Genomic DNA, 13,959 nt, shown 5'->3' with positions numbered 1-13,959 from the left:
AAAAATTGGCAAACGAAACTCTTCGGGGTATTGATGGATGCTGCAGGCCCGTCGGATTGCCCGGGATGCCTGACACCATATTTCAACCAAGAGGGGGGTTGTTGATGAGAAGGTCAATCGCTGTGATGGTCGCTGCCGCATTTGTGGGCATGAGCTCATTCGCCGCTGCCGACGATCTGGGCATGGGAAAAATGTCCGAAGGGATGAAGCAGGATATGGGCACCTTTTCCGACGAGATGAATGCCCACAAAGAAGAACTGAAGAGCGATCTGAAGGCCAAGAAAGAGTCTGCAAAGAGCGAACTGAAGGCGAAGCGGGACGAAGCAAAAGCCAAAAAGAAACAGGCCAAAGCCGATGCGAAGGCCAAGAAAGAACACGTCAAAGCGAAAGTGAAAGCGAAGAAAGATGCGGCCCGGGCGAAAGCGGCCGACATGAAAAGTGCTGCGGATGATACCGTTCAAGAGATGGGCGGCATGAAGAACGACCTGAAGGAAGCGACCCGCTATTAACGGGTAGACGGAAAACGGCGCGTTTTCTCGCCTGCGGCCTGTGATCGGAACCTCCCGATCACAGGCCGTAGTATTTTGCAGACCTCGGTTGTTGCGCGTGGTGGGCTCTGGTAGAATTCGCGCCCACGATGAAAGTCGCCACCTTCAACGTCAACTCACTGCGGAAACGTCTTCCGATCGTCTTGCAGTGGCTGGAGCGCCATCAGCCTGATGTGCTCTGCCTGCAGGAAACCAAAGTGCAAGACAGCGAATTTCCTCTTGCCGCGCTCGCGACGTCGGGATATGAGATCACGTTCCGGGGTATGAAGGCCTACAATGGCGTCGCCGTACTGAGTCGGACGAAGCCTGAATCTGTCTGTTACGGATTTGACGATGGCGGAGAAGCGGAGGATGCCAGGCTGCTGCGGGTCGTCATTCAGGGGATTCCAATCATCAACACCTATGTGCCGCAGGGGTTTGAGATCGATTCCCCGAAATATCAATATAAACTGGGTTGGTACGACCGCTTACTGAAGCACTTTGATATGCATCTCTCCCCGAAGGAGCCGGCGATCTGGTGTGGAGACATGAATGTGGCCCCAAGACCCATTGATGTCCACAGCCCGGAGAAACATCTGAAACATGTCTGCTACCACGAAGACGCGCGCAAAGCCTATGGGAAGACGATTGCGTGGGGCTTCGAAGATGTGTTCTGCAAACTGTATCCAGATCGCCAGCAGTTCACGTTTTTTGACTACCGTGCGCCGAGTGCCTTAGCTGCCAATAAAGGGTGGCGGATCGACCATATTCTTGCCACGGCGCCGTTGGCTCAGAAATGTCAGCGCGTCGATGTTGATTTAGAGCCTCGCCGTGCCACCGATGCTTCCGATCACACCGTGCTTTGGGCCGACTTCGAGATTTAATGCCACCGTACTCTATCTCGCGTGCTACAGGACAGGAGCACCCCGTGCCCCTGCCCTGAGGGTTCGATCTACTGCAATACCTCGACCGGTTCCAACAATAATTGCTCGGCCATCCGAGTACGTCGATTCTGTTCGATCAACGGATCCACGATCGATCCGCAATTAATACACCGCCAGACAAACGTTTCCGGCGAAAAATCAGGTCGCCATTCATCCACCATCAATCCTTTGCATCGTCCGCATGTCATGGTGTCCACCTCCTTAGGATGTGCCTCCAACGCGTGAAGGCCGTGCCCATGTGAGTGAGAGAGTAGCAATTGGAGATTAAAGCGGTGTTAGTGCGACGTTAAAATGAATTAATCAGAATTTCGTCGCAATATCATGGCGTTTACGCCGGAGGCTTGGACAAATGTAGAACGAGAGAGGAGCATTCTGTCTAAAATCTGATCTGCGATGAGAGTCGATCCGGCGCGGTGAGGCGCGTCCGGTAGGAATTCGAGTTCAGCTGTCGCTCAGGACTAGACCTCACAGGATCATTCCTCGTCGACCGCCCGGAACCGTTGAGTTTCTTGACAGAACTGCCCCCATCCTTTATCGATGAACTGGCGACTGCCTTGCCTTTGCCGGAAGATTGTATTGCGGACAGGATCTGTACGGGACTGTGGGATCACGCGTGCGCAAGAGATCTGTGGATAGTCGTCCGATCATTTCCCATAGTTTGTCCTTGTGAAGGAGAGCGGCCTGAGAGGCGCCGATCATTGAATATGGCACAACCGTTGACTTGCCCGCAGTGCGGTCAAGATAAGGTCTTTCGCTCTCGCTGTTCGACTCTGTTGGAGCGCCTGCAGTCGTTCGCCTGCATGTCACCCTTTCATTGCCAGGCGTGCAGCTTTCGGTTCTCGGCCTCGCGCTTGGGATATCGGTTCCCGGCTCGAATGATCGATCGTCGCGAGCACCTGCGTATTCCTGTCCGACTCTTTCTCTCGTTTTCCGGCGGAAAGGTGCGGGGGGAGGGGACAGTGCGCGATATTTCAATGGGCGGATGCATTATTGAGAGCCAGGCGTCGGTGCATGTAGACGATATCTTTTACCTGCAGATTGTACTGGAAAATGAACAGGCTCCCATCGAGGTCGCGGCAATGGTCCGATCCGTGAGCTCCCGCGGCATCGCCTTCAAATTTCTACGGTCGGCCCAAGAAAATACACGATTGTTAGGGTTCGTGCAGGCCAAGACGGAATCGTCCGGAACTCGTTTCCCCGCCTAACTGACTTTATCTGCGCAGCATCGCATCGCCACACCCGCTCGGCTTCAAAAGCCACACAGCGGCCATCCAGCCGATAGTCTGTTAGAGTGGGGTTTCCCAGGCAGAGGTCTGGGGGTAGTCTGTCGTGAGACGCTCGTGTTCCGCGTGGTCGAAATCTTCGATGGTCAAATCGGCGAGGTGCAAGCGTTCAGGGCATGCAGGAGAGGAAAGAAAATCGATATAGTTTTGCGCTTTGGCTTCAGTGGTGAAGCGGCAGAGGCCATACTCAGGCATGTGGGAAGAAGGGTGCCAGAAGGCCAGTCCGATCGAACTGCCTTGAAAGATTCCCAAGGAGCGGTGTCGCACCTGAAATCCTCCCGGGAGATCGTTGGATCGATCGAGAGCCATAGAGATCGCTTTAAACGCGCACCGCCTCCAGACTATGAAGTATAACAAGGTTGCGAGCGAAGCGAAATCTTGAGTGACAGGCAGGAGGCCGGATGATTGACTTCGTCGATGAACGCCTTACGTCATGAAGAAGCGCTGTCGCACAACCCGCGCGGAGGAGGAACGATGATGTCTGGTTCACGAGTAATGGGCGCGAATGTGGTAGTCGCCATTCTGCTGACCCTGTCCGGTTGCGGCTACAATGATTTGCAAGGGCTGGATGAGGACTCGAAAGCCGCCTGGAGCGAGGTCATCAATCAGTATCAACGGCGGGCCGATCTCATTCCGAATTTGGTGAACACGGTCAAGGGATATGCGACGCATGAAAAGGAAACATTGGAAGGCGTGGTGCAAGCACGCGCCAAGGCGACCAGTGTTCAAATCACACCGGAGTTACTGAAGGACGAGGCCGCGTTCAGGAAATTTCAGGAGGCGCAGCAAGGTCTATCAAGCGCCTTAGGCCGATTACTTGCCTTAGCCGAAAATTATCCCAATCTCAAGGCCGATCAGGGGTTCCGGGATCTTCAAAGCCAGCTGGAAGGGACCGAGAACCGTATTGCCGTCGCGCGGAAACGCTATATCGAGAAGGTGGCGGAGTTTAACAAGATGGTGCGCTACTTTCCCACAAACCTGACGGCCAAGTTTGTCCTCCATTTAGACGAGAAGGCGAACTTCACTGTCGCGGACGAAAAGGCAGTCGCGAAGCCGCCGGAAGTGAAGTTCTAACGTCGGCCTCTGTGGTCGGGAGCGATTGTGATGCGGCTCGTGGGCCGAGTAGGACAGATGTTTCTTCTCGGATGCGTCTGGCTTGTGTTGGGGCAGAGTTTTCCGGCTTGGGCCCTGGAGGTGCCGCCGCTGAGCGGCCGCGTGGTCGATTTCGCACATGTCCTGCCGCCAGCCACCACGGCTCACCTATCTGACGTACTTCAGGCGCATGAAACGAAGACCTCTAATCAGGTCGCTGTGCTGATAGTGCCTTCGCTAGAAGGCGAGCCGCTATTTGATTATTCCCACCGTGTCGCGACGGCCTGGAAACTGGGCGCGACGGCCACCGACAATGGCGTATTACTTCTCGTCGCGATTAAAGAACGAAAAATTCGTCTGGAAGTCGGGTATGGCCTGGAAGGGGTGCTGACGGACGCGCGTTCAGCGCAGATCATTCGAAACGAAATGGCGCCGAAATTTCGCGCCGGCGATGTGCCGGCTGGCGTCACGGCAGGGGTGCTGGCTGTTCTCCAGACGATCGAGGGAACCTACAACGCGCCGGAACACCCGACGATGTCCGGTTCCGACGGGGAGGTGTTGAGCCGTACCCTGTTTGCGGTCCTTTTGGGCGTGGTGATCGGCGTTTTTTTCTCTCGCGCGCACCGCGTACTGGGTTCCATGGTAGGCGGCGGTCTTTCGTTTCTCGTCGCACCCTGGGTGATTCCCGCTCTCGTCGCAGGAGCGGTCAGCTTGGTGCTGGTCAGTCTGGTGAGTGGGGTTGGGCAGGCGACAGGGGGAAGACGGCGAGGCAATGGCAGCCTGATCGATGACACCTGGTTCAGTACACGACATGGGGGGTGGGGGACGGGCGGGCTTGGCGAATCTTTCGGCGGATCAGGCGGTTTCTCTGGCGGTGGCGGCGAGTTCGGAGGAGGAGGCGCCAGTGGCGACTGGTAGCAAGCCGGCACTTTCGGAAGAAGGGCGAGCGCGAGTTGAGGCAGCCGTGCAGATGGCTGAACGCCATACCAGCGCAGAGATTGTGCCTATGATTGTCGGACGCTCCGGTGTCTATCGAGAAGCGCATCATCGCGCGGGCCTGTTGTGCGCCATGCTCGCCCTGACGACATTGTTGACGATCGAAGCGGCATGGCTGCCGTGGGGATGGCACGCTTCGAACGCCGTATGGCTGCTGGGCGTGACGGTGCTGGCCTACTCCGTTGGCGTCTGGATCGGAACCTGCCCACCGGTCTTGCGTCTGTTTACGTCCCGGCAACGCATGCGCCAGAAAGTGCGCATGCGGGCAGAACGGGCCTTCTCCCGGCAGGGCCTTGCACAGACCCGTGAACGGACCGGGTTGCTGCTGATGGTCTCATTGCTCGAGCGGCAGGTCTATGTGTTGCCGGATCACGCGCTACAGGCGCGTCTTTCAGATGAACAGTGGCAAGAGATTGTGTCGATCGTTGTCGAACGCATGAAGGCCGGCGATCTCGCCGGTGGGTTGTGTCGCGGGATTGAGGCCATCGGTCTTCATCTCGCGCAGGTCTCTCCCTCGCATGACGGCGACAATCCCAATGAGTTGCCGAATGCGGTGATCCAGGATTTGTGACAGCCGGATCTTGTCGGACAATGGACGGCCTCGCTCCGTTCCGCTACAATCCCCGCAATGTCCGAGCCCGCCGCGCCTGTTGAATCATCTCGACCAGCTGTGGATGAAACCCATTCCGTCGTCAAGGCGGCGGGTCTCATCGGCATCGCCACGTTTTCCAGCCGCCTTCTCGGGTTTGTTCGGGACATGGTGCTGGCCAAGCTCTTCGGCGCGACCCCGGCCGCCGATGCGTTTTTCGTGGCCTACCGCGTGCCGAACTTGCTTCGGGAATTATTCGCGGAAGGTTCCATGTCCGCGGCGTTCATCCCAGTCTTCACCGAGTATCACACCCTGAAAGCCAAGCGTGATGCGTGGGAGCTGGCCAGCGCAGCCTTCACGACGCTGCTGACCCTCGTCACAGCCGTGACGCTGATCGGGATTCTGGCGGCGCCCGGAATCGTCTGGCTCCTTGCGCCGGGGTTTCGCGAGAGTGTCGATCAGTTGGCGCTGACGACGCTGCTGACCCAGCTGATGTTTCCCTACCTGATCTTCATCAGTCTGGCGGCTCTGGCGATGGGGATTCTGAATTCGTTGCGTGACTTTGCGGCGCCGGCCTTCTCCCCGGTCTTCTTTAATATTTTCACGATTGCCTGCATGCTGTTCCTGTCGCCCTGGTTATCCGAGCCGATCATTGCGGTGGCGATCGGTATTGTCGTCGGCGGGTTGGCGCAGTTCGCGATGCAGCTTCCGGGGTTAAAGAGGCGCGGCATGTTGTTCGGGCTGCGGTTCAATCCCGGCCATCCCGGTGTGAAACGCATCGGACTCTTGATGGTGCCCTCACTTCTGGGATTGTCGGTGACGCAAATCAATATCACGGTGAGCACAATACTCGCGTCGTATTTCCCCGGCGGACCCACCTATTTGTTTTACAGCATGCGGTTGATCCAGTTTCCGCTGGGTATTTTCGGAGTAGCACTGGCTACCGCGATCCTTCCCACGCTCTCGGCCCAGGCCGCGCGCGGAGCGCTCGATGACCTGCGAACGACGATCGGGTTCGGTCTCAGAATGATATTTTTCATCATCCTCCCGGCGATGGCGGGCCTCATCCTCCTGCGCTATCCGATCGTCCATCTGGTGTTTGAACACGGATCGTTCACCAAAGCCGACGCCCTGGCCACCGCGACCGCGCTCCTCTGTTACGCTGTCGGACTGTGGGCGTTTGCAGGAGTGCGAATCATTGTGTCCGCGTTTTACTCGCTCCAGGATACGCGGACTCCAGCGGTGACGGCTGGGGTTGCGGTTGGAGCGAATATTATTCTGTCATTGTGGTTGATGACGATATTGGATGCCGCCGGGTTGGCATTGGCGACGGCACTGGCCTCGATGCTCAATGGCAGTATTCTCGTGGCCGTGTTGCACCGGCGGCTAGGCCGTGTGGACTGGGGTGCGATCGTGCGATCGGGTGGACGGGTGCTGGCTGCCTGCATGCCAATGGTTTTCATCTGCCAGTGGGTGGCGAGCGCGTCCCTGTGGGCGGAACCTGATCAATGGATCATGAAGTCCGTCATGCTGTTTGGTGGGATCGCGGTCAGCATCAGCGCGTATCTTGGCATGCACCTCATGCTTGGGTCAGACGAACTGGAGGTGGTCATGGGACTGGCGAAACGCAAACTCGGCCGGGTCGCGCGCAAATTCGGGGCAGGATGACATGACGCAGGCGAGCACATTCAAAACGCCTTGGGGTTGGATGACCGTCACGGCTTCCACGAAGGGAGTGACGTCAATTGATCTCTCGCCGTCGGCCCGCGTTGCGTCTGACGGCCCGCTGGGAGGCGATGCGAGTGCCTCCATTGTGAAAGAGGCGCAAGCCCAACTCTTGTCCTATATTGACGGAGCGCGTCGCGATTTTGCTCTTCCCATTGATTGGTCGACCGGCACCCCGTTTCAGCGAAAGGTGTGGAAGGCGATCGCGCGGATTCCCTACGGCCGCGTGCGGTCCTATCAGTGGGTTGCCATGCGCGTGGGAGGGAAGCAGTATGCCAGGGCCGTGGGAATGGCGCTGGGAGCGAATCCGGTTCCCATCGTCGTGCCCTGTCATCGCATCATAGCGCATGACGGCTCCTTAGGCGGGTTTTCAGGCGGAGTGCCGATGAAGCGGCGTTTGTTGAGCCTGGAAGGCACCCTGACTCAATTACGCAATGCCCGCTAGCCTGGTAATCGGTGGCGAATCACACATGAAGGCGGTCATTCAGCGCGTCACACGGGCCTCTGTCGAGGTGGAGGGGCAAGTCGTCGGTCGCATTGGCGCCGGGCTTCTCGTCTTATTGGGCGTGGCGAAGGGAGATGAGGAGCGCGACCTTTCCTATATTGTTGAGAAAGTGCACACCTTACGGATTTTCGGTGATGATCAGGGCAAGATGAACCGGTCGTTGCTTGATGTCGGTGGAGCGCTGTTGCTCGTCTCGCAATTTACGCTTCTCGGTGAGACCGGGAAGGGACGACGGCCGGGGTTCGAGCGCGCGGCTCCCCCGGAGTCCGCGCGTGCATGGTATGAGGAGGCGGTGAGCCGGCTACGGGCTGTCGGCCTCACCGTGGAAACCGGAGTATTTGGGGCTCACATGCAGGTGGAACTGCGTAATGACGGGCCGGTGACCTTCCTGTTGGACAGCCGGCGAGAATCCTAAGGTGGCTGTCTCGATCTCGCGTCCTCGATCCGTTCGCATCGGGCGTGAGAACCAATAGGCCGGTCAATGCCTGTTAAGTATTGCGCGTGGGTGCCGATAAGGAGTCAGGGAGAAAACCCGTTTGGTTTGAGCAGGGTTTGTTATACTACCTGCAAAGGGGCAAGGATTGCCCGGGAGGTGGAGATGGGAAGTCCCGTTTCTCGCAGCCATCCGCTACGGCAACTCTTCGGCGCGTTGACGGAGAAAAGTTTCACCGAACACCTCGGGTGGCCCGATCTGAACGTCACCGAATACGTCTCTAACCTGCTCGTCGAATTCGCTCACACCGATCAACTCTACAAAATTCAGAATACCCAGGGCCGTACGATCGACTCGGTCGTCGAGATGCTCTTTGAGTCCGAAGTCTTATTGGAGGCACACTCGTTCGAGCGGGAGCGCGAAGTGCACCGGCACATCGGGGACTTTACGCTCTTTATGACCGGGCTGTTTCCGGAATATCTCCGTCGTCTGAAGAGCGTGGGCCGGATCTACCATAAGGATTTTCTGGTGGATTACGTCAAGACCGGGAAGCGTTCCTATGGTCTGGTGGCAGAATTCGGTCATTACGATCCCGAGCAGGACACCCCGTTATTCCGCAAGCTATCGGAGAACTTTGAGCTGTGTGTGACCGGATTGGGCTTTGTCCGGTCGGATTTGGACCGCATGCAAGATCCTGCCTGCCGCCGCGTGAAAGACCTGCTGCTCAATTGAAACGACGACGACCGGTTCTCCTCATTCACGGGGGCGCGGGACGCCGCGCCATGACCGTCGCCCAAGCGACGTGCGTGGAAGGCGCGTTAGCCGAAGGCCACCGTCTGTTGATGGCCGGTGTTCCGGCGTTGTCGGTCGTCGAGGAGGCGATTCGACTGTTGGAAGAGTCCGGCCTGTTCAATGCGGGGCGCGGTTCCAATCACCAACTCGATGGTGTGCGGCGAATGGACGCCTCGATCATGGAGGGCCGAGAGCTTCGGGCCGGTGCCGTGGCTTCCATTGAGGGCATCCTTCATCCCGTCACCGCCGCACGGCTCGTCATGGAAAAAACCGCGCATGTGCTCCTCGTCGGGAAGTCCGCCACCCGCTTTGCCGACTATTTTGGATTGGCGCGCGTTCCGCGTCCGAAGCGAACTATGGCGGCTCAACCCAAGCAATTGAGACCGTCAGCGGGGGTGAGCCAGACGTTGCGGCTGCATCGCGCCATAGTGACCAGCGGCCGCCTCCGGGCAAGGAGCCTGGGGAAGGAAACGGTGGGGGCGGTGGCCTTGGATCTGACCGGAACGGTGGCGGCAGGCGCATCCACCGGCGGTGTTGATGTGATGTTGCCCGGTCGAGTTGGCGATACACCGCTCATTGGCTGTGGCGTCTATGCCGACAACGAGGCCGGGGCTGTTTCCATGACCGGATTGGGAGAGAGCATCATTCGGGTCGCCGTCGCCAAGGAAATTACGGATGGCTTGGCGAGCGGTCTGAGCCCGGTCGCGGCGGCCAACCGCGTGCTGCGAAAAGTCGTGGAACGGGTTCAGGGCGCCGCCGGCGTCTTAGTGCTCTCGCCTGACGGCCGGTGTACGATTCGACACTGCACTCCGCATATGATCGCCGGTGTCATCGGTCCTGATGGACGAGTGATCGTGCGTGACCGGTTTGCCTAGCGCTGCCAGCGGCTGATACAGTGACACGAGGTCTCGGCCTATGTCGGCGCTCTTTCATCTTGCCTTTCCCATCCATGACGTGGCGGCTGCCAAGCAGTTCTACGTCGATGGTCTCGGCTGCGTCCTGGGCCGGGAATCCCCCACGGCCGTCACCTTCGGACTCGCTGGCCATCAACTCGTCGCCCATCTCTCCAGGGACGAGATGCATCGGCAGAAGAGTATTTATCCCCGCCATTTCGGGCTGGTATTGACGCGGGAGGAGGAATGGCAGGCGCTGGCCGATCGCGCGCAGGCCAAGCGCCTCACGTTTTATCAGCAACCACGTCGCCGGTTTCCCGGGACACGGATTGAGCATCGCACATTTTTCCTGGAAGACCCATCAGGAAATCTGCTCGAATTCAAATATTACGCGCACGAGTCGGCGATTTTCGGAGAGCGGGACTACAGCTCAGTCGGCGAATCCACGTAGCGCGGAGTTGCGTGTGGCGGGGTGGGCGCTACTCCACAGTCACTTCTTCGAGGGGCTCAGGGGAGATCCGGTTGATGGAGCCTGATTTCCGGCCATTCCCCCGCTCCAGCCAGCGAACGATGTGGCGTTGTCGCCGGTTGAGATAAGCGGTGTGCCGGATAGGGTCATAGCGGCGCGGGGAAGGAAGAATCGCCGCCAGCAGGGCGGCCTCCTCAATGGTCAGGTCCTCCGCCGACTTCCCGAAATGGTGCCGGGCCGCAGCCTCCGCTCCGAACACGCCCTGCCCCCATTCGGCGACATTCAAGTAGAGCTCCAGAATCTGTTTCTTTGTCAAATGGTGCTCCAGAGATCGGGTGATTAAGGCTTCTCGGGCTTTTCGCAACAGGGACCGTTCAGAAGAGAGATAAAGATTTTTCGCCAGTTGTTGGGTGATGGTACTGCCCCCGCGTTTGAATTCGCCGACCTCCAGGTTATAGAGCGCAGCATCTTTAATGCCTTCCCAATCGAAACCCTCGTGCGCAAAGAAGGAGGCGTCTTCAGCGGCGACGACAGCGCGCTGAAGGGCGGGCGCAATTCGAGCCAGGGGGACCCAGGCGAACTTGATGCGCAGCGGATGGCCTTGTTCCTTGGCCTGAGCCCGTCGCGCTTCCATGACCGCCGTTTCTGTCGGATGATGTTTGGCGAGGCGTGACACGTCGGGCAGCGTCGCCAGCCAATACAACGCCAAGGCGGCTGCGGGCAAACCGATGAGCACGGTCGCCCAAAACAGTATCCGGCCGAACAGACTGCCTGTTGACTTGCTCATTCCCTACACTCTATTTATGAACGTACGGGATGGCTCACCCGATTGCCGTGCATGGCTGAAGGTGGCGCGCATCCCGCATTGTCATGCCCCGCGAACAAGATGAAACTACTCAGCGCCGAGTTTATCAAAAGTTCCGTGTCCCCAGAACAGTTTCCTGCCGACCGCTTGCCAGAAATCGCGTTCGTGGGACGTTCCAACGTCGGCAAGTCGTCGCTGATCAATTCGCTGCTGCATCGGAAGAAATTGGCCAAGGTCAGCAAGACGCCGGGGAAAACGCGCGCGGTCAATTTTTTCACCGTTCGCACCTCGGACCCGAACCTGCCGCTGTTGTCCCTGGTCGATCTGCCGGGATACGGGTATGCCAAGGTTTCCAAAACAATGCGCGCGCAGTGGGGGCCGATGATCGAACAATATCTCGAACAGCGGCAATCGCTCGGCGCGGTGATTTTGCTGATCGAGTCGCGCGTATGGATGCCGCAAGATGTCATGACGATTCAGTGGGTGCAGTCCCTCGGGTGCGGCCTCATCATTGTGCTGACGAAAGCCGACAAGTTGCGGCAGAGCGAGCGGGCGCCGACTCTGTCCGAAGTGCGCACCGCCTGCGGATTGCCCTCGGAAGTGCCGGTCCTTCTGTATTCGGCTGAAACGCATGAAGGGCGAGACGCGTTATGGGGCGAGATTCGCGCGCAGTTCAATGGACTGCGGAAACACGAGTGCGGCACGAGAGAACTTTGATAGCACGCAGATGTGATATCGCAAAAGAACACTACCGCAGGGTGCTCAAAAAGACCGTACAGCAAGGCCGCAGCGAGTGAAGGGCCGAAGCGTACCCTCGGGCGTACGTTGAGGGTCTGAACGAGGCGAGAACGCTGCTGGCGGACGTTTTCAGCATCCTGTTAAAACTTGATCTCGATGTAGGCTTTGTTTTTCAAATCGGCCATCCAGATCTGATATTGATCCTCGGTTTTCTGCTGAAACACAAGGGACTGGATTTCAGCCTTCACCTGTTCGAAGGGGCGAAACTGGCGCGGCTTTTTGTCGTCCACGCGCACGATATGCAGTCCTTCTGCCGTCTCCACGATTCCCGTCATCTCCCCCACGGGCACGGATATCAGTGCCTGCTCCAGCGCCGGAATCAGTTCCCCTTGCCGGACCAGCCCCAAGCGTCCTCCGCGTGACGAGCCCGCTCCATCAGAAAAACGCAGCGCCAGATCCTCGAAGGGCTCGCCTTGCTTTAGGGTCGCCAGGAGGGCTTCGGCCCGTCCCTGCGCGATGGAGAGGCCGTCCGGCGACTTCGGTTTGATCAGAATTTGGCTCAGCTGGTATTCCTCGGGGTAGGCGAAACGATCCTGGTGCTCCTCGTAGTACCGCTTCATTTCCGAATCGGCCACCATAATCAGGCCGCGGACCTCCCGGTCGACGACACGCATCAATGTCAGCTGCTCCCGAATGCTTCTGGTGGTGTTGGGGTCGGCGCTGTTGAGGCTTTCGCCCTGCTTCTTCATTTCCTGCACGGCCTGCGAGACTTCCTGGTCGGACACATCCACGCCCTTGTTCTTCGCGGCCTGGAGCTGCAGCTTGCGTTCAATCATTTTGGTGACGGCCATCGCCTCCGCGGTCTCGAGGCGGCGTTCGAGATCCTCGCCGGCGTAGAGCTTCCGAAGGCGTTCCTGATCGGGCAGTAAATCGCGCTTCAGCTCGGAAAGCATGATCAGGTCGGAATTCACGACCGCGACGATGCGGTCTTCCAACTTCGCGGCGTCGACGGGATAAGCAAGCAGAACGCCCATGCAGATACAGAGGTAGGCGATGTCCATGGCCCGGCGGCCGGGCAATCGCATGGAGAAGAGTCTACCGGCACGGACACAATGAGAAGCGAAAGACAATCGTTTGTTCATCACGGTAAGAGGATTGTACACAATCGAGACTTCAGAAAGGGAGCGGTCTTGCGATGAAAAGGACGGAAGCGTGAAGCCGGGAAACGGGCAGGATTCCGGTGGGCAGGGGGTTAGAGGCGCCCTGGTTCATCGGTGACATAGCGGGCCGCATCGGCCATACGGATCGTGGCGCCGGTGCGGAGTTCGGCGAAGACATCATCGAGCCGTTTTCGTCGCTTCTCGGCCAGGAGTTCCTGTCGGAGCCGTTCGCGGGTGGCCTGGTCCGCCTGCAGAATTTCCGGCTCGAGAGGGCTGACTTTCATCAGATAGTAGCCCTTGTCGGTCTTGATCGGGTCACTGACCGCACCGGGGTGCAGAGAGGGAATCAGCGCTTCCAGCTCCGGCTCCAGCAGGCCTTTACGATACGGACCCAGGTCGCCGCCTTTGGCGCGACTGCGTTCGTCGACCGAATAGCGCAGGGCAAAGCGGGTGAAGTTCCCACCCCCTTCCACCTGGCGTTTGAGATCCTTGGCGGCATAGATGTTCGGCAACAACATGACCGAGACCTGTACCTTGGGATTGGCCAGGAGCTGGTTGGCGTGTTTTCCCAGATAGGCGTCCAGTTCGTCCTTCGTCACTTCGACCTTGGTCTTGATCCGGTCTTTGAGGAGTTCATCCAGGATCAGCTGCTCGCGGTACCGCAGGGTCTTCTCCCGGATCTCATCCAATTGATCCAGGCCCTGTCTGCGCGCTTCCTGCATCAGCAGCTCGCGCATGATCAATTCGTCGAGGAAGCGCCGTTTCCCGCCTTCTTTTTCATAGCGGGCGCGGGTGGCCTGGGAGAGCTCTTCCCACCGGATGTCGAACTCGGCTTGGGTAATCGAGCGGCCATTAATCATGGCGATCACCGGTTCCTCCTGCGGAGGATCGGCACAGCCGGCCAGCGAGGCCAGCGCGAAAAATCCTAGCGCGGCGCCGCTCAGCCATGATCGCCAGCGGAAGATGTCTGGTGTGTGCGGTGACGTCATGCGGTCGAGGCGGAGCATC

Annotated in this window: 18 protein-coding genes; 13 read left to right on the top strand and 5 right to left on the bottom strand. The window is 58.5% G+C overall.

The window, feature by feature from the left end; genetic code table 11:
- The first annotated feature begins 104 nt into the window (after positions 1 to 104).
- Together GDA65_03165 and xth are read left to right on the top strand one after the other, a co-directional pair.
- Positions 105 to 509: a hypothetical protein gene (locus GDA65_03165; protein MBA5861699.1), complete on the top strand. Its 405-nt coding sequence runs from the start codon at positions 105 to 107 to the stop codon at positions 507 to 509.
- A gap of 128 nt (positions 510 to 637) precedes the next feature.
- A complete protein-coding gene (gene xth, locus GDA65_03160; GenBank protein ID MBA5861698.1) occupies positions 638 to 1,411 on the top strand; it encodes an exodeoxyribonuclease III in 774 nt (257 codons plus the stop codon).
- Between the two features lie 68 nt (positions 1,412 to 1,479).
- On the opposite strand, the gene GDA65_03155 is transcribed toward xth, so the two are convergent.
- A complete protein-coding gene (locus GDA65_03155; protein MBA5861697.1) occupies positions 1,480 to 1,659 on the bottom strand; it encodes a hypothetical protein in 180 nt (59 codons plus the stop codon).
- A gap of 516 nt (positions 1,660 to 2,175) precedes the next feature.
- On the opposite strand from GDA65_03155, the gene GDA65_03150 reads away from it, so the two are divergent.
- The gene (locus GDA65_03150; protein ID MBA5861696.1) at positions 2,176 to 2,676 is read left to right on the top strand and encodes a hypothetical protein; all 501 of its coding nucleotides are present in this window, start codon (positions 2,176 to 2,178) and stop codon (positions 2,674 to 2,676) included.
- An 81-nt stretch (positions 2,677 to 2,757) separates the two neighbouring features.
- Here GDA65_03150 and GDA65_03145 read toward each other — a convergent pair whose 3' ends face one another.
- On the bottom strand, positions 2,758 to 3,063 hold the full coding sequence (locus tag GDA65_03145; GenBank protein ID MBA5861695.1) for a hypothetical protein: 306 nt from the start codon (positions 3,061 to 3,063) through the stop codon (positions 2,758 to 2,760).
- A gap of 168 nt (positions 3,064 to 3,231) precedes the next feature.
- Between GDA65_03145 and GDA65_03140 the strand changes: the two genes are divergently transcribed.
- From GDA65_03140 to GDA65_03100, 9 genes are all read left to right on the top strand, one after another.
- A complete protein-coding gene (locus GDA65_03140) occupies positions 3,232 to 3,828 on the top strand; it encodes a LemA family protein (GenBank protein MBA5861694.1) in 597 nt (198 codons plus the stop codon).
- A 30-nt stretch (positions 3,829 to 3,858) separates the two neighbouring features.
- On the top strand, positions 3,859 to 4,764 hold the full coding sequence (locus GDA65_03135) for a hypothetical protein (GenBank protein ID MBA5861693.1): 906 nt from the start codon (positions 3,859 to 3,861) through the stop codon (positions 4,762 to 4,764).
- Entirely contained in the window at positions 4,658 to 5,413 is a 756-nt protein-coding gene (locus GDA65_03130; protein ID MBA5861692.1) for a hypothetical protein, read from the top strand. Before GDA65_03135 ends, GDA65_03130 begins: the two co-directional genes overlap by 107 nt.
- Before the next feature lie 57 nt (positions 5,414 to 5,470).
- Positions 5,471 to 7,099 carry a murein biosynthesis integral membrane protein MurJ gene (murJ, locus tag GDA65_03125; protein MBA5861691.1) on the top strand — a complete coding sequence of 543 codons (1,629 nt, stop codon included), beginning with the start codon at positions 5,471 to 5,473 and terminating at the stop codon, positions 7,097 to 7,099.
- A 1-nt stretch (position 7,100) separates the two neighbouring features.
- Positions 7,101 to 7,601, top strand: a complete 501-nt coding sequence (locus GDA65_03120) for a methylated-DNA--[protein]-cysteine S-methyltransferase (protein MBA5861690.1) — start codon at positions 7,101 to 7,103, stop codon at positions 7,599 to 7,601.
- Between the two features lie 25 nt (positions 7,602 to 7,626).
- A complete protein-coding gene (locus GDA65_03115) occupies positions 7,627 to 8,076 on the top strand; it encodes a D-tyrosyl-tRNA(Tyr) deacylase (GenBank protein MBA5861689.1) in 450 nt (149 codons plus the stop codon).
- A gap of 183 nt (positions 8,077 to 8,259) precedes the next feature.
- A complete protein-coding gene (locus GDA65_03110; protein MBA5861688.1) occupies positions 8,260 to 8,826 on the top strand; it encodes a hypothetical protein in 567 nt (188 codons plus the stop codon).
- Positions 8,827 to 8,876: 50 nt separating this feature from the next.
- Entirely contained in the window at positions 8,877 to 9,761 is an 885-nt protein-coding gene (locus GDA65_03105) for a hypothetical protein (protein MBA5861687.1), read from the top strand.
- Between the two features lie 40 nt (positions 9,762 to 9,801).
- A complete protein-coding gene (locus tag GDA65_03100) occupies positions 9,802 to 10,230 on the top strand; it encodes a glyoxalase (protein ID MBA5861686.1) in 429 nt (142 codons plus the stop codon).
- Positions 10,231 to 10,258: 28 nt separating this feature from the next.
- On the opposite strand, the gene mtgA is transcribed toward GDA65_03100, so the two are convergent.
- On the bottom strand, positions 10,259 to 11,035 hold the full coding sequence (gene mtgA, locus GDA65_03095) for a monofunctional biosynthetic peptidoglycan transglycosylase (GenBank protein MBA5861685.1): 777 nt from the start codon (positions 11,033 to 11,035) through the stop codon (positions 10,259 to 10,261).
- A 99-nt stretch (positions 11,036 to 11,134) separates the two neighbouring features.
- Here mtgA and GDA65_03090 point away from each other — a divergent pair, with 99 nt between their 5' ends.
- Positions 11,135 to 11,770: a YihA family ribosome biogenesis GTP-binding protein gene (locus GDA65_03090; GenBank protein ID MBA5861684.1), complete on the top strand. Its 636-nt coding sequence runs from the start codon at positions 11,135 to 11,137 to the stop codon at positions 11,768 to 11,770.
- 161 nt (positions 11,771 to 11,931) lie between these two features.
- Here GDA65_03090 and GDA65_03085 read toward each other — a convergent pair whose 3' ends face one another.
- Positions 11,932 to 12,954, bottom strand: coding sequence for a hypothetical protein (locus GDA65_03085; GenBank protein ID MBA5861683.1), 1,023 nt, complete (start codon positions 12,952 to 12,954; stop codon positions 11,932 to 11,934).
- 89 nt (positions 12,955 to 13,043) lie between these two features.
- On the bottom strand, positions 13,044 to 13,958 hold the full coding sequence (locus GDA65_03080) for a hypothetical protein (GenBank protein ID MBA5861682.1): 915 nt from the start codon (positions 13,956 to 13,958) through the stop codon (positions 13,044 to 13,046).
- Position 13,959 lies beyond the last annotated feature (1 nt).

The organism is Nitrospira sp. CR1.1 (assembly GCA_014055465.1).
Classification (GTDB): Bacteria; Nitrospirota; Nitrospiria; order Nitrospirales; family Nitrospiraceae; genus Nitrospira_A.
The sequence above is the reverse complement of the archived record's forward strand: the minus strand, read 5'-3'. Positions and strand labels throughout refer to the sequence as shown.